Source organism: Collinsella sp. 1033st1_E11_1033SCRN_220408, assembly GCF_039062465.1.
In the GTDB taxonomy this organism is placed as follows: Bacteria; Actinomycetota; Coriobacteriia; order Coriobacteriales; family Atopobiaceae; genus Parolsenella.
This window is the reverse complement of sequence record NZ_JBCLNF010000003.1, coordinates 34278-57609: the sequence shown is the minus strand read 5'-3', so window position 1 is coordinate 57609 and position 23332 is coordinate 34278. Positions and strand designations below refer to the sequence as shown.

Sequence of the window (23332 nt, the reverse complement as noted above, 5' to 3'; positions counted from 1 at the left end):
GTTGCACACCTTGTCGCCAAAACGGCGGTATCGCCACAATGTAACGTTTCCAAAGTGCGACAATCCGCCACTTCAAGCTGCCACGGCTGCAGTGACGGGCACTTTGTGGTAAACCTAGAGAGCTGTAAATGCGCGGATTCGCCGCGCGTCGTTCGAAAGGCTCCAACTGATGCAGCTTTCGCTCGCACAGGGAACACGAACTCAGACTATCTAGGCGTCTGTCCCTTTCAGGGCCGCGAGGTCATGTGACAGGCGCCCCATAACCGCCCCCGCCGTCATGGCGCATGGGCGTTTTTCTTAACTGTTTGCACCCACTTGAGAGAGGTTTTCCATGAAGGTTCTGTACAACGACGGCCACGTCGACGAGTGCCCCGCGGAGGAAGAGCTCCACGTCATCCGCCACTCTGCCGCCCACATCATGGCTCAGGCCATCAAGCGTCTCTATCCCGAGGCTGACTTCGCCTACGGTCCCGCCACGGACAACGGCTTCTACTACGACGTTGACCTCGGCGACAAGAAGATCAGCGAGGAGGACTTCCCCGCGATCGAGGCCGAGATGAAGAAGATCTGCAAGGAGAACCTCAAGTTCACCGTCTTCGAGAAGTCCCGCGAGGAGGCCGTCGCCCTCATGGAGGAGCGCGGCGAGAAGTACAAGGTCGAGCACATCGGCGACCTCGCTGATGACGCCCGCATCACCTTCTACCAGCAGGGCGAGTACATCGATATGTGCGTCGGTCCGCACCTCTGCTACACGAAGGCCCTCAAGGCCTTCAAGCTCACCGGCACCTCCGGCGCCTACTGGAAGGGCGACAAGGACAACAAGATGCTCACGCGCATCAACGGCGTCGCCTTCGCCACCAAGGAGGAGCTCGAGGAGCACCTGCACATGATCGAGGAGGCCAAGAAGCGCGACCACCGCAAGATCGGCCGCGAGATGGATCTCTTCATGATGCGCGACGAGGCCCCCGGCTTCCCGTTCTTCCTGCCCAACGGCATGATCCTCAAGAACACGCTCCTCGACTACTGGCGCGAGATCCACCACAAGGCCGGCTATGTCGAGATCTCCACGCCACTCATCATGAACAAGCAGCTCTGGAAGACCTCTGGCCACTGGGACCACTACAAGGACAACATGTACTCCACCGTCATCGATGACGAGGAGTACTGCATCAAGCCGATGAACTGCCCGGGTGGCGTTCTCGTCTATGCCTCCAAGCCGCACTCTTACCGCGAGCTGCCCATCCGCGCCGGCGAGATTGGCCTCGTGCACCGTCACGAGCTGCGCGGCGCTCTCCACGGCCTGTTCCGCGTCCGTTGCTTCAACCAGGACGACGCCCACCTGTTCGTCCGTCCGGACCAGCTCACGGACGAGATCGTCGGCGTCGTGAACCTCATCGACTCCGTGTACCAGAAGTTCGGCTTCAAGTACCACGTCGAGCTCTCCACTCGTCCGGACGACTCCATGGGCTCTGACGAGGACTGGGAGCGCGCGGAGGAGGGCCTCAAGACCGCCCTCAACGAGCTTGGCATGGACTACGAGGTCAACGAGGGCGACGGCGCCTTCTATGGCCCGAAGATTGACTTCCACCTCGAGGACTCCCTCGGCCGCACCTGGCAGTGCGGCACCGTCCAGCTCGACTTCCAGATGCCGATTAACTTCAACCTCGAGTACACCGACGCCGACGGCACCAAGAAGCGCCCGATCATGCTTCACCGCGTCTGCTTCGGCTCCGTCGAGCGCTTCATCGGCATCCTGATCGAGCACTACGCCGGCAAGTTCCCGACGTGGCTCGCGCCCGTCCAGGTCGACGTCCTTCCCGTCTCCGAGAAGAGCCGCGACTATGCCCACCAGGTCGCCGACAAGCTCGACGCCGCCGGTATCCGCGTCAAGGTCGATGACCGCGATGAGAAGATCGGCTACAAGATCCGCGAGGCCCGCAGCATCGATCGCGTGCCCTACATGCTGATCCTGGGCGAGAAGGAGGTCGAGGCTGGCAACATCTCCGTCCGCGACCGCTCTGGCGAGACCGTCCAGCGCTCCGTCGACGAGTTCATCGCCGACATCACGGCCGAGATCTCCGAGCGTCGCAGCTAGTCTGGGCGTCCGGTGACTGTCTCGAACGACAACAACCTGGGACCTCTCCTGCCTGCCGGCGGGGGAGGTCCCTCGCTTAGCGCGCTCGCGGCCCTGCGGCGCGAGACGGACGCCGCCGCCTGGCGGCGCGTCTCCGACGTGGCCCAGACGTGCGCCAAGTACCTATCCTGCCATCCGGCTGTGCTCGCTGTGCGCTACCCGGGCCTTACGACCGACGCGAGCTACCGCGAGGCCTCCTGCACCCTGGAGGGTGGCTTTGGCCCCCTCGTCGACGTATGCCTGGTGCGCGACGGCGCCTGGCTGCGCTATGACGCGCGAACGGCCACGGGAGACGCGCGTGCCGAGGTCCTGCGCCTCGAGCACGTGCTCGGGTCGTTGTGGCAGTGGGGTGTTTGACCGCTCCCTATTTGCGGTATATCAAATCAAGCTAGTCAGACTCGTCTGTGTGTTCTGCCGTGGTGGGGAGGCCATCATGAACAGGGTAAGAGACGTAATTATTCCATTGACTCTCGCGACGCTTATGGCGGGTGTCTGGTTGAGGTTGCCGTCGTTGCCGGGACCAATCTGGGGCGCCGCGCTTGTGGAAGCGTATTCTCTTGTCAGCGGCATCCCCAACACCATCATGGGAGTCGATGGGGTGACCCTGGCTGCGGTTATCCTGTCTCGTCCGCTTATGTGGCTTTTCCTTGGCTATGCGGTGGCGGCGGCCGTCGGTTGCGGCCATCGCGCACTATTTGTCTCGTTTCTCATCCTGGTTGGCTTGGCTATCGTCTGCGCCGCCGCACGCCAAACTGTCGGCGTTGTTTTGTTGGGATTAACCGATATCTCCATGCTGGGAGGAATCGTCTTCGTCCTGCCCGGCGTTTTCTGTGCCGTTGAGCGACCCGTTGTCGCAAGAGCGTCTGCTGCAAGTTGATGCAGCAGGAAGATGATCCTGCATTTACCAGAAGGGGACTGGTTGCCAATCTCGGCGACCGGTCCCCTTGCCGTCCGGCAAGACGTTGCCGCTTGCGGAATCCGACAAGACTTCTCCACCGCAAGCGGCGGCTTATTTGCCGTGAACGGTCGATACTTGCGAGCGAGTGGCAGCTGCGGCTTTTCCCTCGGAAAACAATAGTTGGGCATAAGGCGTTTTTGCTCTATGCACGCCCGGCTGGGCATTCGCGCCCCATGCTGGGGAGTAGCTGCGGGTTTGCGTTAGCGTATGCAAAACAATATCGAGAATATGCGCAAAATTAGCATGTTGACCATATAAACGTATGCAACTGCGTTTGGGTAATCGTTGCGTAAATGACCAGTGAAGTCTGTGCAAGCGCAGGTAAACGCACTACCGCTCATCCCTTTGTGTAATTTGCGCCATTAAATTCCGGTATCATGTTCATGGTGTCTGAGGCTCAGGTTTTATGCATGGGGCTAGAAGCCATGCGAAGTCCGGGCGCGTAGGCACGGAGCCAGTTGGTCAAAGGGCAGTATTTGCCCACGAATTGATCTGGAGGTACCACATGGCAAAGGCGGAGAAGGTCATCGACAGCCTCGATGCCCTCAACTCGCGACTGGCCAGCATGCGCAAGGCGCAGGCCGAGTTCGCTACGTTCTCCCAGGAGCAGGTTGACAAGATTTTCCACGCAGCGGCCATCGCTGCCAATAAGGCCCGCATCCCGCTTGCCAAGATGGCGGTCGAGGAGACCGGCATGGGCATCGTGGAGGACAAGGTCATCAAGAACCACTACGCGGCCGAGTACATCTACAACAAGTACAAGAACATGAAGACCTGCGGCGTCATCGAGGAGGACGCGGCATTTGGCTATAAGCGCATCGCCGAGCCCATCGGCATCGTCGCCGCCGTCATCCCCACCACCAACCCGACGTCCACGGCCGTCTTCAAGACGCTCATCAGCCTGAAGACCCGCAACGCCATCCTCATCTCGCCGCACCCGCGCGCCAAGGCCTGCACCATCGAGGCCGCCCGCATCGTGCGTGACGCCGCCGTCGCCGCTGGCGCCCCCGAGGGCATCATCGACTGGATCGCCCAGCCGTCCCTCGAGCTCACCAACGAGCTCATGCGCTCCGCTGACATCATCCTGGCCACCGGTGGCCCGGGCATGGTCCAGGCCGCGTACTCCTCCGGCAAGCCCGCCCTTGGCGTCGGCCCCGGCAACACGCCCGTGATCATCGACTCCACGGCAGACGTCAAGCTCGCGGTGAACTCGATCATCCACTCCAAGACCTTCGACAACGGCATGATCTGCGCGTCCGAGCAGTCTGTGACCGTCCTCGCCGACATCTACGACGAGGTTAAGGCCGAGTTCAAGGCCCGCGGCTGCTACTTCCTCAAGGGCGCCGAGCTCGACAAGGTTCGCAAGACCGTCATCGTCAACGGCTCCGTCAACGCCAAGATCGTCGGCCAGAGCGCCCACACCATCGCCAAGCTCGCCGGCGTCGAGGTGCCCGAGAAGACCAAGATCCTCATCGGCGAGGTCACCAGCGTCGACCCGTCCGAGGAGATGGCCCACGAGAAGCTGTCCCCGGTCCTCGGCATGTACAAGGCCAAGACCTTCGACGAGGCCATTGCCAAGGCTGAGCGTCTCGTCGCCGACGGCGGTTACGGCCACACCTCCTCGCTCTACATCGCCGTGACCGAGAAGGAGAAGATGGCCAAGCACGCCGAGGCCATGAAGACCTGCCGCATCCTCGTCAACACCCCGTCCTCCCAGGGTGGCATCGGCGACCTCTACAACTTCAAGATGGCGCCGTCCCTCACGCTGGGCTGCGGCTCCTGGGGCGGCAACTCCGTCTCCGAGAACGTTGGTCCCAAGCACCTGCTCAATGTCAAGACGGTCGCTGAGAGGCGGGAGAACATGCTCTGGTTCCGCGCACCCGAGAAGGTCTACTTCAAGAGGGGCTGCATGCCGGTCGCCCTCGACGAGCTCGGCACGATCATGGGCAAGAAGCGCGCCTTCATCGTGACCGACCAGTTCCTCTACAAGAACGGCTACATCAAGCCGATCGAGCAGAAGCTCGACGAGCTCGGCATCGAGCACGCCTGCTTCTGGGATGTCGCCCCGGACCCGACGCTGCAGTGCGCTCGCGAGGGTGCCAAGATCCTCAACTCCTTCCAGCCTGACGTGATCATCGCCTTCGGCGGCGGCTCCGCGATGGACGCCGGCAAGATCATGTGGGTCCTCTACGAGCACCCCGAGGCCAACTTCGAGGACATGGCCATGGACTTCATGGACATCCGCAAGAGGGTCTACACCTTCCCGGAGATGGGTTCCAAGGCCTACTTCGTGGCCATCCCCACTTCCTCCGGTACCGGCTCCGAGTGCACGCCGTTCTCCGTCATCACCGACGCCGAGACCGGCATCAAGTGGCCGCTCGCTGACTACGCGCTGCTCCCGAACATGGCCATCGTCGACGCCAACAACATGGACTCCCAGCCCAAGGGCCTCACCTCGGCCTCTGGCGTGGACGTCCTCACGCACGCTCTCGAGGCCTATGTCTCCGTCATGGCGAGCGACTGGACCGACCCGTACGCCCTGCAGGCCATGAAGCTCGTCTTCGAGTACCTGCCGCGCGCCTACGACAAGGGTGCCGCCGACCCCGAGGCCCGCGAGCGCATGGCCAACGCCTCCTGCCTCGCCGGCATGGCCTTCGCCAACGCCTTCCTCGGCCTCAACCACTCCATGGCCCACAAGCTCGGTGCCTACCACCACATCCCGCACGGCCTGGCCAACGCCGTCATCCTCACGCGCGTCATGCGCTACAACGCGGCCGATGTCCCGACCAAGATGGGCACCTTCCCGCAGTACGCTTACCCGCACGCGAAGGCCCGCTATGCCGAGGCCGCCCGCTATTGCGGCGTGACCGGCAAGAACGATGACGAGGTCTTCGAGAACTTCATCGCCAAGATCGAGGAGCTCAAGGAGAGGGTCGGCGTCAAGCAGACCATCGCCGAGTACGGCGTGGACGAGAAGGACTTCCTTGCCACGCTCGATGAGATGACCGAGAACGCGTTCAACGACCAGTGCACGCCGGCCAACCCGCGTTACCCGCTCATGAGCGAGATCAAGGAGCTCTACCTCGACGCCTACTACGGCCGCGAGCCGAAGAGCTACGAGGAGTAAATCGTGAACTACGTGGCGGCTTCCTGCCAGGGACTGGCAGGAAGCCGCCACGAGTCCAAGGCTGCCGGACGTGCGGGGGCGCGTCCGGCACATCGGGAGGAACCCTAAGGAGGCTTCTCATGGAGCTACCGGAGAACAAGGTCGAGCTCGCTCGACGCGGCAACAAGGTCGTCTATGACACCGGCGATCGCATCGTCAAGGTGTTCAACAACTCCAAGCCCGAGAGCGACGTCTTCAACGAGGCGCTCAACCTCGCCCGCATCGAGGAGTCCGGCATTCGCGTTCCCGCGATTGTCGAGGTCTCTCGCTGCGAGGAGGGTTGGGCTCTCGCCACGGAGAAGATCGCTGGCACCACGCTCGCCGAGCGCATGAAGGCTGACAAGAAGAACGTCGAGGCCTACCTCGAGCAGTTCGTCCGCCTCCAGCTTGAGATCAACGGCCACACCGCGCCGCTGCTCAACCGTCAGCGCGACAAGTACGCCCGCATGATCAACGGTCTGACCGAGATCGACGCCACGACCCGCTACGAGCTGCTCATGCGTCTCGACGGCATGAAGGTCGAGAACAGGGTCTGCCACGGCGATTTCAACCCGTCGAACGTCATCGTCGGCGACGACGGCCTGCTCTACGTCTGCGACTGGGCTCACGCGACCCAGGGTTCGCCCGCGGCTGACGCTGCCATGACGTACCTGCTGTTCGCGCTCGAGGACCTTGACCTTGCGGACAAGTACCTCGTCCTGTTCTGCAAGATGGCTGACATGCCGATCCAGGTCGTCCGCCGCTGGACGAGCATCGTCGCCGCCAGCGAGCTCGCGCGTCACCGCGACGCCAAGGAGGAAGAGTTCCTCCGCAGCTGGATCGACGTGGCTGATTACCAGTAGGGTTGGTTGACTGAACGCTAGTCCGGGGCCTGGGGTTCCACGCAAACGTCCTCGCTCGCATGACTGTGCGGGCTTGTAGCCGGTAGCGGCTGCGGAATGTTTGCTTAGGAACCCCGGGCCCCTTTCGTGTTTTGGAAACCATTCTGGTGGCAAGTGCCACGGCGCCAGGGGCTACGGGCTGCTGTGGTGGGTTGAGGCGGCTGCGGGATGTTTGCTTAGGAACCCCAGGCCCCTTTCGTGTTTTGGAACCTTGCCGGGGGTAATCGCCATGGCGCTAGGGGACTACGGGCTGCTGTGGTGGGGACTGGTGGGGTGGTACACTTGTTCTATCTGACGGCTTTGAGGGGAGTGGCGTGTGAAGGTCCTTCTCGTTCCCAATTACTCGCGGGCGGATGCCATCCAGGCGGCGGCTACGCTCGAAGTTTGGCTTTCCCACGAGGGTGTCGAGGTGGTCTGGGCGCACGACAAGAAACGCGAGCCTAACCGCACCTGTGACCCTTCTGGTGCCGTGCTCGTGGTTTCCCTCGGCGGTGACGGCACGCTCCTGCGCGCCGCGAGCATCGTGGGGTATCGCGAGATCCCCATCCTCGGCCTCTCCTTTGGTCACCTCGGCTTTCTTACCGGTGCTGGCTCGGAGAACATCGTTGAGTCCGTCTCGCGCGCGCTCGCGGGCGAGATGCACCAGAGCAGGCGCGCCACGCTTGACGTGGACGTCACGTTCGACTGCGGTGGCGGCCTTCTTCGCGACACGCATCATTTCGCCTTGAACGAGCTCGCCCTCACGCGCGGCGCGCTGGGTGACATGATCGAGTTCGACGTCGACGTCTCTGGCAACCACATCGACCGCCTTCGCGGCGACGGCTTCGTGGTCTCCACGGCGACGGGTTCCACCGGCTATGCCCTCTCCAGCGGGGGTCCCATCGTGACGCCCGAGTTCAACGGCATGGTCTGCGTGCCCATCGCGCCGCACACCATCCTCGCGCGCGCGTTCCTCACCTCTTCCTCGGACGTGGTCGAGGTCTCCCTCTCGGACGATCGCCCGGCGGAGAGCAGCGTGTTTGTCGATGGTCAGCTCGTGACCTGCCCGGAGGGTGGCTCGGCCGCGAAGTGCACGGTCAGGCGCGGCCCGGGCGACGTCATCCTGCTCGACTCCGACGCGGGCGGGTTCTATGACTCGGTGTCGCGCGTGTTCTATGGCCAGATGAGGAAGAAGCAGTAACGACGGCGCAGGCGCCAGGGGAGGTCCCATTCGATGATTGACGAGCTCCACGTCGAGAGCGTGGCACTCATCCGCGACGCGACGCTCGTGCCCGCCGCGGGCCTCACCGTGCTCACGGGCGAGACGGGTGCGGGCAAGACCGCGCTGCTCAGCGCCTGCAAGCTGCTTGTGGGCGAGCGCGCGGATGCCGGCGCCGTTCGCGAGGGTGATGACCACCTGCTCGTCGAGGGGCGCGTCTACCTCGGTCCCGATGACATCGACGGTCACATCGTGAGGCGTCGCGTTGAGTCCGCGGGCCGCGGGCGCGTCGAGATCGACGGGCGCATGGCCAGCGTGTCTGAGCTCGCGGAGAAGGTGGGCTCCACGGTTGACCTCTGCGGCCAGCACGAGCACCAGCGCCTGCTTTCCACCTCCACGCACGCCCAGATGCTCGACGCGTGGGCGGGGGAGGGCGTCACCGCGGCGCTCGCCGCCTACCGCGAGGCCTTCGCTTCCGCACGAGACGCTCGCGCGGAGTACGAGCGCGTCGACGAGCTCTCTCGCTCCGGCGCGGAGAGGCTCGAGCAGGCCGCCTTCGAGCTCAGGCGCATTGACGAAGTTGACCCGCAGGAGGGTGAGCTCGAGGAGCTCGAGGAGGCGCTGCCTCGAGCGGAGCACGCCGAGGCCCTTCTCCGCGCAAGCGAGGGGGCGCGCGAGGCGATCGCGGGCGACGCGGGAGCCATGGACGCGCTCTCCTCCGCGGTCTCGACCCTGCGGGACGCCGCTCGCTTTGACAACGCGCTTTCCGCGCTCGCGGACTCCCTCGAGAGCTCGCTCATTGACATCGATGACCTCGCTTCAAGGCTTCGTGACTACCGCGACTCCGTCGACCTTGACCCGGAGGAGCTCGTTCGCATGCAGGAGCGCATGGGCGCGCTCCAGGGCCTCATGCGCTCGTACGGACCCAGCATGGCGGATGTGCTCGCCAGGCGTGAGGCGGCGCGCGAGGTCGTCGAGGCCGCCGGCGATTCCGGCGAGCGCGTGCGTCTGGCGCGCCGTGCGATGGAGGAGGCGGAGGCCGCGCTTGCCAAGGCGGCAGACGCCCTCGACGCCGCTCGCTCCGATGCGGCGCCGCGCTTTGCCGCAGCCGTGACGGGACAGATGGGGCGTCTCGAGATGGGCGGCGCGGAGCTCGAGGTCGGGTGCGAGCGCATGCCGCGCGTGCAGTGGACGCCGGCGGGCCCCAGCAAGATCGAGCTCATGTATCGTCCCGGCGCGGGGCTCACGCCACGGCCGCTCAGGAAGATCGCGAGCGGCGGCGAGGTGAGCCGCGTGATGCTCGCCTGCAAGGTCGTCCTTGGCCAGGTGGATGGTGTCGACACCCTCGTCTTCGACGAGGTCGACGCCGGCGTGGGTGGTTCGACCGCCCGTTCGCTCGCCGCCGTGCTCGCGGACCTCGCGAAGACGCATCAGGTCATCGTCGTGACGCACCTGCCACAGGTCGCCGTGATGGGCGAGTGCCACTACCTCGTCTCCAAGGGCACCGGCGTCGACGGCAAGCCCGAGACGAGCCTTCGCCAGATTGACAGTGACGAGCGCGTGGCCGAGATCGCCCGCATGCTCTCCGGCGACGCGAGCGAGATCTCGCTCGAGCACGCCCGCGAGCTGCTTGGGGAGGCGCGCGACTAGGCGCGCCCTCGTGCTGGCGGAGGCGCGCGACTAGGCACGCCCTTGTGCTGGTGGATACCGGTCGGGGCGCCCCGGCGTTCGGCGGGCCTGCGAGCCCGCGTGCCGTCGGTTGGGCGCGAGAGCGTTTGCCTCGCGAGATACCAGTGCTTTTATCCGATTTATAAATGTCCGCTTTACGCGGTAGGATTGTCGGGAAAGACCTCGACAAGCGGAGGAACATGGCTCTTCGACTTATCACAACGTCAGATGAGAGGCTCGTCGGTGCCTCGGCCGTTAGTGTGCTCGATGCGGGGCGTGCGGCGTCGGGAAGGGCGCTCGTGCTCGTGCCGAGCCTCACGTGTGGGCTTGAGGTCCAGCGTGAGCTTGCCGCCGCCGGTCTCACGGCCGGTGTCGACTGCGAGACGCCCTCCACGTGGACGGATCTCCGCTGGGCACTCTACGGAGACGGGCGCTCGCTTGTGACGCGCGGGCTTCGTCCCGTTCTCATGAGCCTCGTCGCCGCGGGTCATGAGATGGCCCCGCTCGACGGGGGCGAGGGTACGGTCGCCTTGCTCTGTGATGTCGTCGCTCGTGCCCTTCCCTGGCTTCCCGCCGCGGAGAAGCGAGCTTCGCTCACCGCGGGCGAGGCACGCGCCCTCGAGCTCACGGATGCCTATGCGCAGACCCTCGCCGAGAAGGGCTTCGTGGAGCCCTGCGAGGCGACCTCGCTCCTGCCCGCCATGATGGGGGAGCAGGGCGCGCCCATGCCTCCCTGCGTATTCCTGGGCTTTGACGAGTTCAACCGGGTGGCGAGGGAGCTCGTCTGCGCGCTCGCCCGCCTGGGCGAGGTCACCGTCTTTGTGCGCGTCCTCGAGGGCGAGGCATCTGGCAGGGCCCTCGCCTCCGCAGGTGAGCTTCGCGAGGCCGCTGTCGCCGCTGGGAGCGAGGTCATCGACGAGGAGGTGACGGCCGCTGAGCCCATCTCTCGTGAGCCCGAGCTCAACTCGCTTCTCGGCACGTTGTTCCGTCCTGCCTCCGAGGCGCTTAGGCCCACGGGCGCGGTCAGGCTGCTCGAGCCCGCGGGTCCGCTCGCTCAGGACGAGGCGGCATGCCAGCACATCCAGGGGCTTGTCTCCGGGGGTGCCACGCGCGTGGTCGTCGTCTCTCCGGACGTTCGCGCCACCTGGCGCTCGCTTGCGCCAAAGCTTCACGCCCGCGGCGTTTCCGTCCGCGGCAGCCTGCGTTTTTCCGTCGAGGAGACGGGTGCCGGCGCGGGTCTCCTCCGCCTTGCGGATTCGGTGGCGCGTCTGGTCGAGCTTGATGCCTCGTGGCCTTCGAAGGGTGAGCTCGCGAAGCCGGAGTGCCTGCCGGATATGAGCTGGTGGCCGCCGCGTGGCCTCACGGACTTCCTAATGGGAACCTCGTCCCGTGCTGGTGCGGAAGTTGCCTGGCGCCGTGACGTCTCCTGGCGCGGCAATCGCATCCTGTCACCCTCCGCTGTCCTCTGGACGCTCCAGAACCAGTCCCTTACCTCGCCTGCGGTCGCCGCCGCCACGCGTGACCTCATACAAGGTCACGTTGGCGCCGCCGCGACGAGGCTGCTTCTCGCCGCGGACCAACCCGCCCAGGGCGAGGACGGCGTCCCGCTGGAGCAGCCGGCAGAGCCTTCTGCGGAGGAGTCCCTTGCCCGCGCGGCGGATGCCGCGGCCCTGGCGGCGCTGGCGGAGGCCGGCCGCACGCTCAAGGCAGCGGGCGTCTCGCTTGACGCGGGCTACAGCCTGGCTGAGCTCATTCGTCTCGTCCACGCAGCGCTGATGAGCTCCTCGGTTCAGGTCAGGCCCGAGCTCGCGTGCGATGACGCAACGTGCGTGGTAGACGTCCTGTCTCCCGCGGATGCCGCGGCGCTTGCCCCTGCGTCTGCGGACGCGTTGGTCTACCTCGGCCTCGATGCGGGAACGACTCCCGTTCCCGCTCCGGGCGGCGCCTTCGAGTGCCTTCTCGACGCTGCCGGCGTCGAGGCGCCCCAAGATCCGCTCGATACCTCGCGCGCTCGTTTCGCGAGTGCCTTGCGCGTTCCCACGCGCTCGCTCGCGCTCGTGTGCCCCTCGCATGACGCGTCCGCGACGGAGACCTTCCCCTCGGTGATGCTGTCCGAGGTCTTGGCCTGTTACTCGGAGGCGAACGCCTCCGGCGAGATGCGCTGTGCGCTCGAGTCCGCGCCGTCGAGCCGTCTCGACGAGGGGTCCGTCGAGGAGAACATCGGCGCCGAGCCCGTTGCTCCGGCAGTCCACGAGGTGGCCCCTCGCGCCGAGGCGGGCCATCTCGACCCCGCACTGCGCCGCCTCGTCGTGGTGCCTCGCGATGGTCAGGCGGAGCTTCCGGGTGGCCGCCTGTCGCTTTCCGCCTCCCAGGTCGAGACCTACCTCGAGTGCCCGTTCAAGTGGTTCACGCTGCGCCGCCTCGGCCTCGATGACATGGATGCCACCTTCACCAACATGCAGATGGGCACCTTCGCGCACCGCGTGCTCGAGGTGACCCACAGGCGCCTTTTCCTGGAGGCTGCCCAGGCTGCGGGCCTTCTGGAGGGCGAGCTTGGCGAGGAGCCGGAGAACGGCGCCTCGTTCTGGTTTGATCCCCTCGTTCGCGTTCCTGGCTCGCGTGTGGACCGACAGACGCTCCCGCATGCCATCGAGCTCCTTCGTGCGGAGTTCGCGGAGCACTATGCCCACCAGCGTGCGGAGGGCAAGACGAGGGCGAAGCAGGCGCTCGTTCCCCACGCGCCGAGCGAGCTACGTCGCCTCGAGGAGCTCGAGCGCGACCTCATCTCTACGCTTGAGTACGAGGCGTCCCTCTTTGACGGCTTCGAGCCGCGACTCTTCGAGGGGGACTTCGGCGGCAAGAGCGGTCGTCCCGCGACGTATGCCGGCGCGGACTTCGTGGGCACCATCGATCGCCTCGACGTCGACGCCGAGGGTCGTGCCGTCGTCATCGACTACAAGCACAAGGGCGCGCTCTTTGACGAGTATGCCCTCCTGCCAAGGGGTGACCAGGACTGGGACGCCGGCTTCGTGCTTCCCAATCGCGTCCAGACCCTCATCTACGCGAGCATCGCGAGGGAGTTCTTCTCGAGCGAGGGCATACGGGTCGTGGGCTCTCTCTATCTCGGCACGAAGGGCGGCCACCAGGTGACCGGCGCCATCTCCGTCACCGATTCCGCTCGTTGCCTGGGCGGGGTCCTCACGGAGAAGCAACTCGAACGAATCAGCCTCCCCGTTCCGGGCGCTCGTAATTTCGACGAGCTTCTCGACCGCACGGAAGAGGCGCTCGCTGCTGTCATCGAGCGCATGAGCGCCGGCGAGATCGACGCTCGTCCCAGAAGTCCCAAGGCATGCGAGTGGTGCCCCGTCCTGTCCTGTGAGAGGAGGCAGTAATGAGCGACCAGAACTTTTCGACCCCCGCGGACGCTGACCGCGCCGCCGCACTGCTCGACGGCCTCATGCCGGGGCAGCGTGAGATCGTCGAGACGCTCGATCGCCCCGTGTTCGTCGCGGCGGGTGCCGGCTCCGGCAAGACCTTCACGCTGACGCGTCGCATCGTCTGGGCGCTCTGTCCCGGCTCCGGCGAGGGTGGCCGCCCCTACCTCGACAGCCTCGACCAAGCGCTCATCATCACCTTCACCGAGAAGGCCGCCGGCGAGATCAAGGACCGCATCCGCGGCGCCCTCCGCGCGGCGGGCCTTGCGGACGAGGCCCTTCGAGTCGACTCGGCGTGGGTGAGCACCATCCACCACATGTGCTCGCGCATCCTTCGCGACCACGCTCTTGATCTTGGCCTCGACCCGAGCTTCGCCATGGTGGGGGAGCAGGAGGCGCGTCTCATGCGCGAGGAGGCCAGCGAGCAGGCCCTTCGCGAACTTGAGGGAGACCCGGGCGTCGCCGCCCTCTTCGCCGAATACGGCAGCACGGAGCGAGACGGCGTCATGGCGCTCGTCCGCATGATTGAGAACGAGGCCTCGAGCGCGCTCGAGGGCCTTGACTCGCTTGGGTTCGCGCCCGCCCTCCCGGACGTCTCGGGAGTCATGCGCTCCCTAACGGATTGCTACGAGGCCATGTGCGCATGCGAGACGAAGCACACAGACGAGCTCTCCCGGCTGCGGGACGAGCTCTCCTCCCTCCAGGGGTTCTGGGAGCTTCCTCCCTCGAGGCGTGACGCCGCTGCCGCTCGAGACATCCTCGAAGGCATCAAAGGCCCTGATGGCAGGAAGTGGAGCGCCAAGGCCGTAAAACAGTTCTGGAGCGATACGAAGGCGGCTCTGGGCTGCGCCCGTGGCGAGGTCGCGCTCGCGAGCGTGCAGCACCTCTCAGAGCCCCTCATGCGCCTCGCCCGCCTTGCGACGAAGTACTACGCGGACGCAAAGCGCGCCTGCGGCGTGCTCGACAACGATGACCTCCTCCACCTGCTCACGCGCGCCTTCCGCGAGCATCCGGATATCGCCGCGGAGTACTCGGAGCGCTTCCGCCTCGTCATGGTCGATGAGTTCCAGGACACGAACGCCCAACAGGTCTCGATGGTCAAGCGCCTGTCGGGCGAGGGCGCCTGCCACCTCACGACGGTGGGAGACGCGCAGCAGTCGATCTATGGCTTCCGCGGCGCGGACGTGAGCGTCTTCGAGGACCGCTCCGCCGAGGTGGCGAAGACCGTGCGCCTCGACACGAACTTCAGGAGCGACGACGCGATCCTGCGCTTCGTCGCCCGCGCCTGCGGCGACACGGGCATCGTGCCGTCATTCATGGACCTGCATCCCAAGCCGGCGCGCAAGAGCGATTTTCCGGAGGACGCGTGCCCGCGCGTCGTGGTCGAGCTGACGCGCGCCCATCGCCTTGGTGCCGTGCCCGTGAAACGCGAGGAGAGGACGAGGATCGCCGCCGCCCAGCTGGCGGATCGTCTCGCCCGCATCCGCGAGCAGGGCGTGGCGCCGAGGCGCATGGCCGTGCTGATGCGCACCCTCACGGGCGCGGACGCCTACATCGACGCCCTGCGCGAGCGCGGCCTCGAGAGCGTCGTGACGGGCGGATCGACCTTCTCAAGCGCGCCTGAGGTCCGCGTCGTCGAGGCGTTCCTCCGCCTTCTCGCGAATCCCCAGGACACCAAGAGCGGCCTGTACCCGGTGCTTGACAGCGACATGTTCGAGCTCGACGCGAACGACATGCTGCGCCTGGCCACGAAGCCCCAGGAGGTGATCGACGCTCCCGCGAAGCGTCGCATCTACCCGGGGATTCGCGAGGACGCGGCTGATTTCGGCGACGAGCCCGTGAGCGCGCGCCTCGCACATGCCCGTCGCGTGATCGGCCGTGCCCTGTCACGGGTGGGCAAGATCCCCGTCGCGGACGTCTGTTTGATGGCCGTTCGAGAGTCCGGTTGGCTGGCGAGGCTCGAGGGCGAGGGCGTGACGGGACGCGCCGTCGCGGCAAACGTGCTCGCTGCGGTGCGCCATATCCGCGAGCTCTCAGAGCCGGCGGCCCTCGACGCCCCGCTCGCCGCAGACGAGTTCTCCCGTTGGCTCGAGGCCGCCAAGGAGGGCCCGGCGTCGCTTTCCGGCGAGGGCCTCGACGCGGTGAGCATCATGACGGCGCACGCCTCGAAGGGCCTCGAGTTCGACGTCGTCGCGGTGGTGGGTTGCTGTGGCTCCGACAGGCCGCACAAGACGCCGCGCCTGCTTTCGAAGCGCGACGGCGAGCGCATGGTCCTCTCCCTTGCGCCGGCTTCGCTCAAGCTTCCCGATCTGGGCGAGGACGCGCCCACCTGCGCGGAGGAGTGCGTGACGCCGCTTGAATGGCGCTATCTCATGGAGGAGGAGGGCAAGCTCGCGGACGAACGCGAGGCGGGCAGGCTCCTCTACGTCGCCCTCACGCGTGCCAAGGAGTGCGTCATCCTCTCGCTTGACGTGACCGAGGCCAAGGATGGCAGGTTGACGCCCGCGATGGCGGGGACGGTTGCGAACTCGCTCTTCGCGGAGCGTCCGGGCGCGGGGGAGGGCCGCTTCGAGTACGGCGGCGCCCGACTGGGCCTCGTTCGCTGCGTTGACGTGAGGCCCACGCCGGAAGGCTCGGTCGAGGTCGACTCTGCCGAGGCGCTCCCGCTCGAAGACGCCATGGCGGCGGGCGAAGCCACGAGTTCTGGCGAGCTCGCGCCCAGTGCTTCCGGCACTGGCAACCGTGCGCCCAGTGTCCCCGCCGCCGGCGACCGTGCGCCGTTCAAGATCTTCGATATCGACGCGGAGACCCGCGCGCGGCTCGGCTTCTGGCGCCCGCGCGAGGGCGTGTTCAGCTATTCGTCCGCTCACGCCGCCCTGGCGGCGGCCGCGGAGGAGGGCAGGCCGATCTCTCTTGATGAGGTGCTCGACCTTCCGGTCCCTGCCAAGCCCGATGCCTCGGAGCTCGCGCTCGCGAACCTCGTGCCTGGTAACTTGCCGGAGGTAGTTGACGGCCGAGCTGGCGCCCAGTGGCCCGTCGTCGTGGACGACGAACTACCCGAGGCTTCGGACGCTGACCGAGCGACGAACTTGGGCTCGGCCTTCCATGAGCTCGCACGCTACATGGTGGAGACCGGGCATGCCCCGGATGCCCGCCGCCTGCATATCGTCGCCGCAAATTACCAGGTGACCGCCCGTGACACTGCTCGCCTTGAGGAGGCGCTCGCGCGCTGGGAGGCGAGCGACATCCGTGCGGAGGCCCTTGGCCATTCGCTTGTTCGCGCGGAGGTGCCATTCTTCTGCGAGGTCGCTTCGCCGTTTGGCTCGAACCTCGAGGGCGCGATCGACCTGCTTGCGACCGACGCCGCCCTGCCTTCGCCCGGAGCGGACGAGGCCCTTCTCGTGGACTACAAGACGGGCGACGTCGGGGCAACCTTCGGTGAGATCCGCCGTCGTCACGAGATGCAGGCGCGTTTCTACGCCAGGGTTCTGCGTGACCAAGGCTACAGGCACATTACCTGCGCCTTCGTTTGCGTTGAGCTTGGCGTGGCGGATGGCCAGCCGGCTGTCGTCCGCTATCGATTCGACTTCTAGGGATGGGGATTGCCCGTGAGCACCATTGAGCTCGTCTGTGTCGTCATCGCTGCGGCCTCCGTGGCGGTCGCGCTCGCCGTTTCCGTGACGGCCCTGCGCGCGATGCGCTCCGTTCTTAGCGAGGGCCAGCTCGAGGATCAGCTCGACGCGCGCTTTGAAAAGGCGGAAGACCTTATGAGGGCGCTCGCTGATCGCCAGGCCCAGGGCGCTTCGGAGACGAAGGCCACGCTCGAGAGCGTGGCGCGCGGGATTGAAGGGGCTGGCATGCGCGTTGACGCGCTTCGCCGTGACGTCAACAACCAGCTGAGCGATACCGCTAACGCACTCACCCGTCAGCTCGCTGACAATGCTCGCGTTGCGAACGAGCAGCTAACTGGCGTCACCAATGCGGTGACCCAGCAGCTGGCAGCCAACACCAAGACGATGAATGACCAGCTCTCGAACAACACACACGTCATGAACGAGCAGCTGGCCCAGATTCGCGGCGATAACCAGCGCCAGCTCGACGAGATTCGCGCCACCGTCGACGAGCGCCTCACGCGCACGCTCAACGACCGCCTCTCCGTCTCCTTCAAGCAGATCAACGAGAACCTCGAGGCCGTCTATAAGGGTCTGGGGGATATGCAGGGCCTTGCCGCCGGCGTGGGCGACCTCAAGAAGACCCTCTCCAACGTGAAGACGCGAGGCATTCTGGGCGAGGTCCAGCTCGGTGCCATCCTCTCGGAGATCCTCGTTCCCTCGCAGTATGCGGAGAACGTCGCCACCAAGCCTGGCAGTGCCGATCGCGTCGAGTTTGCCGTGAAGCTGCCGGTGGAGGAGGGCGAGCCCGTGTGGCTTCCCATCGACGCGAAGTTCCCGGGAGACCTCTATGCCCAGCTCCGCGATGCGGTTGACGAAGGCTCGCGCGAAGAGGTTGCCACGGCGCGCAAGCGCCTTGAGGGGCGCATCTGCCAGGAGGCGTCGGACATCTCCCAGAAGTACATCTCCGTTCCCGAGACCACGAACTTCGCCGTGATGTTCCTGCCCTTCGAGGGCCTCTATGCCGAGGTCGTCAACATGCCGGGTCTCATCGAGCGACTCACTCGCGACTATCACGTGAACGTCGCTGGACCCTCGACGATGGCGGCGATTCTCTCGAGCCTTCAGATGACCTATCAGACCTTCAACCTGCAGCGTCGCACCAACGAGGTCATGCATGTGCTCCAAGCCGTCAAGGCGGAGCTTCCCCGCTACCAGGCGGAGCTCCGCAAGGCCAAGGAGCAGATCGACCGCGCCGGCAGGACGGTCGATGGCATCATCACCACGCGCACGAACGTCATGGAACGCAAACTCAAGACCGTCTCGGACAGCCTTGACGAAGAGCTTCCCGAGCTCGAGGGCGAGCATCCGGAAGAGAGTTGACAAAGGGACAGTCCCTTTGTCAACTCCCACCAACCTGCAAAAGGGACTGTCCCTTTTGCAGGTTGCCTTTTGCAGGTTGCCTTTTGCGGGCTGTGCAGGTCCGTGTTACAAGATTGCTTCGCTCGTGTTGCGCACATGTTGGCGTAACGGAGGTGACATATCCGGCTCCTAGAGTAGCGAGAGCTTGCTTGCGCCCCGTTCGCCAGCGGGGTCGCGACGGCGCGAAATGACCTACGGAGAAGGACGTCACTATGGAGTCTCATCAGTACAACGCCAGTCAGACCGGTCTGTATCGTCCCAGCTACGAGCACGATGCGTGCGGAATCGGCGCCATTGCCAGCCTGAAGGGCGTCAAGAGCCACCAAACTCTCGACGATGCCCTCTCGGTCCTCGTCAACCTCGAGCACCGCGGTGGCAAGGGCCTTGAGCGCAACACCGGAGACGGCGCGGGCGTGCTGTTCCAGATTCCGCACCGCTTCTTCCGTAAGGAGGCGCAGAAGGAGGGTCAGCTGCTTCCCGACGAGGGCGACTACGGCGTGGCGATGCTCTTCTTCCCACACAGCGACGAGACCGGCGAGGCCGATGGCGTCGCCGACCCGACCGCCGTCCAGGCAGCGATCCGCGTCTTCGAGGAGGGCTGTGCCGAGCGCGGCGTGCCGCTCATGTTCTGGCGCCGCGTGCCGGTCGACCCGCATGACCTCGGCGACACGGCGAAGGCGTGCATGCCCACTATCCTCCAGGCGTTTCTCCGCCGCCCCGAGGGCGTCGCCGCCGGCCAGGACTTCGAGCGCAAGCTCTACGTATGCCGCCGCACCATCGAGCGCGCCGCCGACACGAACCCGGCGCTCGCGGACAAGATCTTCTACGTGTGCTCGATGAGCTCGCGCACCATCGTCTACAAGGGCATGCTCGTCGCCACGCAGATGCGTCGCTTCTACACGGACCTCTCCGACGCCGCCGTCGAGACGGCGCTCGCCCTCGTTCACTCCCGCTACTCGACCAATACCACGCCGAGCTGGGAGCGCGCGCACCCCAACCGCTACATCATCCACAACGGCGAGATCAACACGCTGCGCGGCAACGTCTCCTGGATCCGCGCCCGCGAGCCAAACCTCTACAGCCCGGTGCTGCAGCATGACCTCGAGAAGGTCCTGCCCATCATCAACCGCGAGGGCTCCGACTCCGCCATCCTCGACAACGTGCTCGAGTTCCTCACGATGAACGGTCGCCCGCTCGACCGCGCCGTGACGCTCATGATCCCGGAGCCGTGGGACCACAACCCCAACCTCTCCGAGAAGCGTCGCGCCTACGACTCCTACCAGTCGATGCTCATGGAGCCCTGGGACGGCCCCGCTGCCATCGCCTTCACGGACGGCTGCATCCTCGGCGCCGCGCTCGACCGCAACGGCCTGCGCCCGGCGCGCTACTACGTCACGCGCGACGACCGCATCATCCTCTCATCCGAGGTGGGCACCATCGACGTGGAGCCGGAGAACATCCTGCGCACGGGCTGCCTCGGCCCGGGCGAGATGCTCGAGGTCGATCCCGCGCAGGGCCGCGTGATCTGGAACGACGAGATCCGCGACAAGTATGCCAACGAGAAGCCCTATCGTGACTGGCTGGGCGACGAGACGCTCGACATCCACGACCTGCGCGAGCCTGCCGCGGACGAGCTGCCTGCGGAGCCCGACGAGGGCCTTGGCCTCACCGAGCGCATGGCGAAGCTCGGCTACCACTACGATGACGTCGACGAGCTCATCCGCCCGATGGCGACGGCGGCCAAGGTCCCCCTGGCCTCGATGGGCGTCGACGCGCCCCTCGCCGTGCTCTCGAAGCGCACGCGCTCCTTCTTCGACTACTTCCACCAGCTCTTCGCCCAGGTCACCAACCCGCCTATCGACGCGCTGCGCGAGAGCCTCGTCACGAGCTCGGTGCTCTACCTCGGCAACCACGGCAACCTGCTCGAGGACTGTCGTGACACCTGTCGCCTCGTGCGCCTGCAGGGGCCGCTGCTCACCCATGACGCGTTCAGGCGCATCTGCGCCATCGACCGCGTGGGCTTCAAGACGCAGGTCTTCCACGCCACGTATCCTGCCGACGCCGGAGAGGGAGCCCTCGAGGCCGCCCTCGAGAAGCTCGATGCCGACATCGAGGCCGCGGTGCGCGGAGGCGTGAACATCGTCGTCATCTCCGACCGCGCCGCCGCGGGCGAGGTGCCCATCCCCAGCCTGCTCTCGCTCGGCAGCGTCCACAACCACCTCATCCGCACGGGCGTGCGCATGCTTGCGGACATCGTGGTGGAGACCGGTGACGCCATCTGCGCGCACGACTTCGCCTGCCTCGTGGGCTACTCCGCGAGCGGCATCTACCCCTACATGGCGCACGAGTGCATCCGTGACCTCGTGGACAAGGGCGCGATCGACCTTCCTGGCGACGAGGCCGTGGCCAACTATGACCGTGCTGTGACCGCGGGCATCACCTCGATCATGTCCAAGATGGGCATCTCGACGATGCAGGGCTACCACTCCGCGCAGATCTTCGAGATCATCGGCCTCGCCGAAGAGCTCGTCGACCGGTACTTCACGAGCACCACGACGAGCGTGGGCGGCCTCGACATCGAGGGCGTCCAGCGCGAGCAGAACGAGCGCTACGCCGCGGCGATGGCCCTTGCGAAGAGCCCGTCGCCGAACCAACTCCCGAGCCTGGGCCTCACGAAGTGGCGCCCGATCGACGGCGAGGAGCACCTCATCGAGCCGCGCGCGATCTATCTCCTGCAGCGTGCCTGCACCGAGGGCGACATGGACCTCTTCCGTGAGTATGGCGAGGTCATCCACCGCGCCGGCCGTGCCGTCACCCTGCGCGACCTGCTCGACTTCGACGCCGCCGGCCGCACGCCGGTGCCAATCGAGGAGGTCGAGCCCGTCTCGGAGATCGTGAAGCGCTTCAACACGGGCGCCATGAGCTATGGCTCCATCTCCAAGGAGGCTCACGAGACCCTCGCCATCGCCATGAATCGCCTGCACGGCCGCTCCAACACCGGCGAGGGCGGCGAGGACCCGGCGCGCGAGGTGCCGCTGCCCAACGGCGACTCCAAGAAGAGCGCCATCAAGCAGGTCGCCTCTGGCCGCTTTGGCGTGACGAGCCGCTACCTCTCGAGCGCCATCGAGATCCAGATCAAGATGGCCCAGGGCGCCAAGCCCGGCGAGGGTGGACATCTGCCCGGTAAGAAGGTCTATCCCTGGATCGCCGAGGTTCGTCAGTCCACGCCCGGCGTCGGCCTCATCTCGCCGCCGCCGCACCACGACATCTACTCCATCGAGGACCTCGCCGAGCTCATCTTCGACCTCAAGAACGCCAATCCCGGCGCTCGCATCAGCGTGAAGCTCTGCGCCCTCGCAGGCGTGGGCACCATCGCGACGGGCGTTGCCAAGGGCGGTGCCGACAAGATCACGATCAGCGGCCACAACGGCGGCACCGGTGCCGCTCCGCGCGACTCGATTTGGCACGCCGGCATCCCGTTCGAGATCGGCCTTGCCGAGACGCAGCAGACGCTCCTCATGAACGGCCTGCGCAGCCGCGTCGTCGTCGAGACGGACGGCAAGCTCATGGACGGCCGAGACGTCGCTATCGCGGCGCTCCTCGGCGCGGAGGAGTTTGGCTTCGCGACGATGCCGCTCGTTGCCATGGGCTGCCTCATGCAGCGCGACTGCCAGCAGGACACCTGCCCGGCCGGCATTGCCACGCAGAACTGCAAGCTCCGCGGCCGCTTCACGGGCACGCCCGAGCAGGTCGTCAACTTCATGGAGTTCACGGCCGCCGAGCTGCGCGAGATCATGGCTCGCCTGGGCTTCCGTACCGTGGACGAGATGGTGGGTCACCCCGAGTGCCTGCGTCAGGTCGAGGTCGAGGGCAACTGGAAGGCCAACGAGGTCGACCTCTCTCGCGTGCTCGCGAACGGGACGAACGAGTACGGCCGTAACATCCCGGGCGCCGAGGGCCGTCACTTCCTGCCGAGCATGGCTCCCGACCTCGAGCTCGAGCGCACGCTCGACGCGACGCTGCTCGTGCCCTACACCGCGAGCGCCCGCAAGCACCTCGAGCCCATCCGCTTCCATGCCGACATCGACAACGTGAACCGCTGCGTGGGCACGATGCTCGGCCATGAGGTCACCGCGGCCCACCCCGAGGGGCTTCCCGAGGGCTCCGTCACCGTCGACTGCACGGGCTCGGGCGGCCAGAGCTTTGGCGCGTTCCTGCCGAAGGGCGTCACGCTCAACATCGAGGGCGACGCGAACGACTACTTCGGCAAGGGCCTCTCCGGCGGCATCCTCTCCGTGCGCCCGCCCAAGCGTTCAAACTACAAGTTCGACGAGAACATCATCGTGGGCAACGTCGCGTTCTATGGTGCCACGAGCGGCAAGGGCTTCGTGAACGGTCTTGCCGGCCAGCGCTTCGCCGTGCGAAACTCCGGCGCCACGGTCGTCGTCGAGGGCGTGGGTAACCACGGGTGCGAGTACATGACGGGCGGCGTCGCCGTCGTGCTCGGCGAGGTGGGCCTCAACTTCGCTGCCGGCATGAGCGGCGGCGTGGCCTACGTGTTCGACGAGTTCGGCACGCTCGCGGGACGCTGCAACACCGACATGGTGGAGCTCAAGGAGCCCACGGCCGACGAGCTCGAGTTCGTTCGCGGCCTGGTCGAGGAGCACGTCGCTCGCACCTCGAGCCCGCGCGGCATCAAGATGCTCTATCGCTTCGAGACGTACGGGAAGAAGTTCGTGAAAGTGATTCCGCGCGATTACGAGCGCGTTCTCGAGGCCGTCGCTGCCGCCGAGGCGGCGGGTGAGTCTCACGAGGAGGCCCTGCAGGTGGCCTTCGACCAGATCACGGGGAGGAATTAGC

General features: G+C 66.0%; 11 protein-coding genes. All 11 read left to right on the top strand.

What is annotated here, in order from left to right; all coding sequences use genetic code 11:
* Nucleotides 1–331: 331 nt before the first annotated feature.
* The 11 genes from thrS (at nt 332) to gltB (ending at nt 23331) form a co-directional block, all read left to right on the top strand.
* A complete protein-coding gene (gene thrS / locus ABCN07_RS03885; protein ID WP_293815663.1) occupies nt 332–2095 on the top strand; it encodes a threonine--tRNA ligase in 1764 nt (587 codons plus the stop codon).
* 12 nt (nt 2096–2107) lie between these two features.
* On the top strand, nt 2108–2491 hold the full coding sequence (locus ABCN07_RS03880) for a hypothetical protein (protein ID WP_343005453.1): 384 nt from the start codon (nt 2108–2110) through the stop codon (nt 2489–2491).
* A gap of 76 nt (nt 2492–2567) precedes the next feature.
* Entirely contained in the window at nt 2568–3011 is a 444-nt protein-coding gene (locus ABCN07_RS03875) for a hypothetical protein (protein WP_343005452.1), read from the top strand.
* A 586-nt stretch (nt 3012–3597) separates the two neighbouring features.
* The gene (adhE, locus tag ABCN07_RS03870) at nt 3598–6219 is read left to right on the top strand and encodes a bifunctional acetaldehyde-CoA/alcohol dehydrogenase (protein WP_343005451.1); all 2622 of its coding nucleotides are present in this window, start codon (nt 3598–3600) and stop codon (nt 6217–6219) included.
* A gap of 119 nt (nt 6220–6338) precedes the next feature.
* Nucleotides 6339–7100, top strand: a complete 762-nt coding sequence (locus ABCN07_RS03865; RefSeq protein WP_293815456.1) for an aminoglycoside phosphotransferase family protein — start codon at nt 6339–6341, stop codon at nt 7098–7100.
* A 355-nt stretch (nt 7101–7455) separates the two neighbouring features.
* Nucleotides 7456–8319: an NAD(+)/NADH kinase gene (locus ABCN07_RS03860; protein ID WP_343005450.1), complete on the top strand. Its 864-nt coding sequence runs from the start codon at nt 7456–7458 to the stop codon at nt 8317–8319.
* Between the two features lie 33 nt (nt 8320–8352).
* Complete coding sequence (gene recN / locus ABCN07_RS03855) at nt 8353–9987, top strand: DNA repair protein RecN (protein ID WP_343005449.1); 1635 nt, start codon at nt 8353–8355, stop codon at nt 9985–9987.
* A 218-nt stretch (nt 9988–10205) separates the two neighbouring features.
* Nucleotides 10206–13397: a PD-(D/E)XK nuclease family protein gene (locus tag ABCN07_RS03850; protein ID WP_343005448.1), complete on the top strand. Its 3192-nt coding sequence runs from the start codon at nt 10206–10208 to the stop codon at nt 13395–13397.
* The gene (locus ABCN07_RS03845) at nt 13397–17032 is read left to right on the top strand and encodes a UvrD-helicase domain-containing protein (RefSeq protein WP_343005447.1); all 3636 of its coding nucleotides are present in this window, start codon (nt 13397–13399) and stop codon (nt 17030–17032) included. Before ABCN07_RS03850 ends, ABCN07_RS03845 begins: the two co-directional genes overlap by 1 nt.
* Before the next feature lie 15 nt (nt 17033–17047).
* Nucleotides 17048–18433, top strand: coding sequence for a DNA recombination protein RmuC (gene rmuC / locus ABCN07_RS03840; protein WP_343005446.1), 1386 nt, complete (start codon nt 17048–17050; stop codon nt 18431–18433).
* Between the two features lie 251 nt (nt 18434–18684).
* A complete protein-coding gene (gene gltB / locus ABCN07_RS03835) occupies nt 18685–23331 on the top strand; it encodes a glutamate synthase large subunit (protein WP_343005445.1) in 4647 nt (1548 codons plus the stop codon).
* Nucleotide 23332: the final 1 nt, after the last annotated feature.

Bases quoted from the DNA above. Each gene is read 5' to 3' on its own strand.
- recN (WP_343005449.1), top strand. From the start codon at position 8,353: ATGATTGACGAGCTCCACGTCGAGAGCGTGGCACTCATCCGCGACGCG.
- ABCN07_RS03865 (WP_293815456.1), top strand. From the start codon at position 6,339: ATGGAGCTACCGGAGAACAAGGTCGAGCTCGCTCGACGCGGCAACAAG.
- ABCN07_RS03875 (WP_343005452.1), top strand. From the start codon at position 2,568: ATGAACAGGGTAAGAGACGTAATTATTCCATTGACTCTCGCGACGCTT.
- ABCN07_RS03845 (WP_343005447.1), top strand. From the start codon at position 13,397: ATGAGCGACCAGAACTTTTCGACCCCCGCGGACGCTGACCGCGCCGCC.
- thrS (WP_293815663.1), top strand. From the start codon at position 332: ATGAAGGTTCTGTACAACGACGGCCACGTCGACGAGTGCCCCGCGGAG.
- ABCN07_RS03850 (WP_343005448.1), top strand. From the start codon at position 10,206: ATGGCTCTTCGACTTATCACAACGTCAGATGAGAGGCTCGTCGGTGCC.
- gltB (WP_343005445.1), top strand. From the start codon at position 18,685: ATGGAGTCTCATCAGTACAACGCCAGTCAGACCGGTCTGTATCGTCCC.
- adhE (WP_343005451.1), top strand. From the start codon at position 3,598: ATGGCAAAGGCGGAGAAGGTCATCGACAGCCTCGATGCCCTCAACTCG.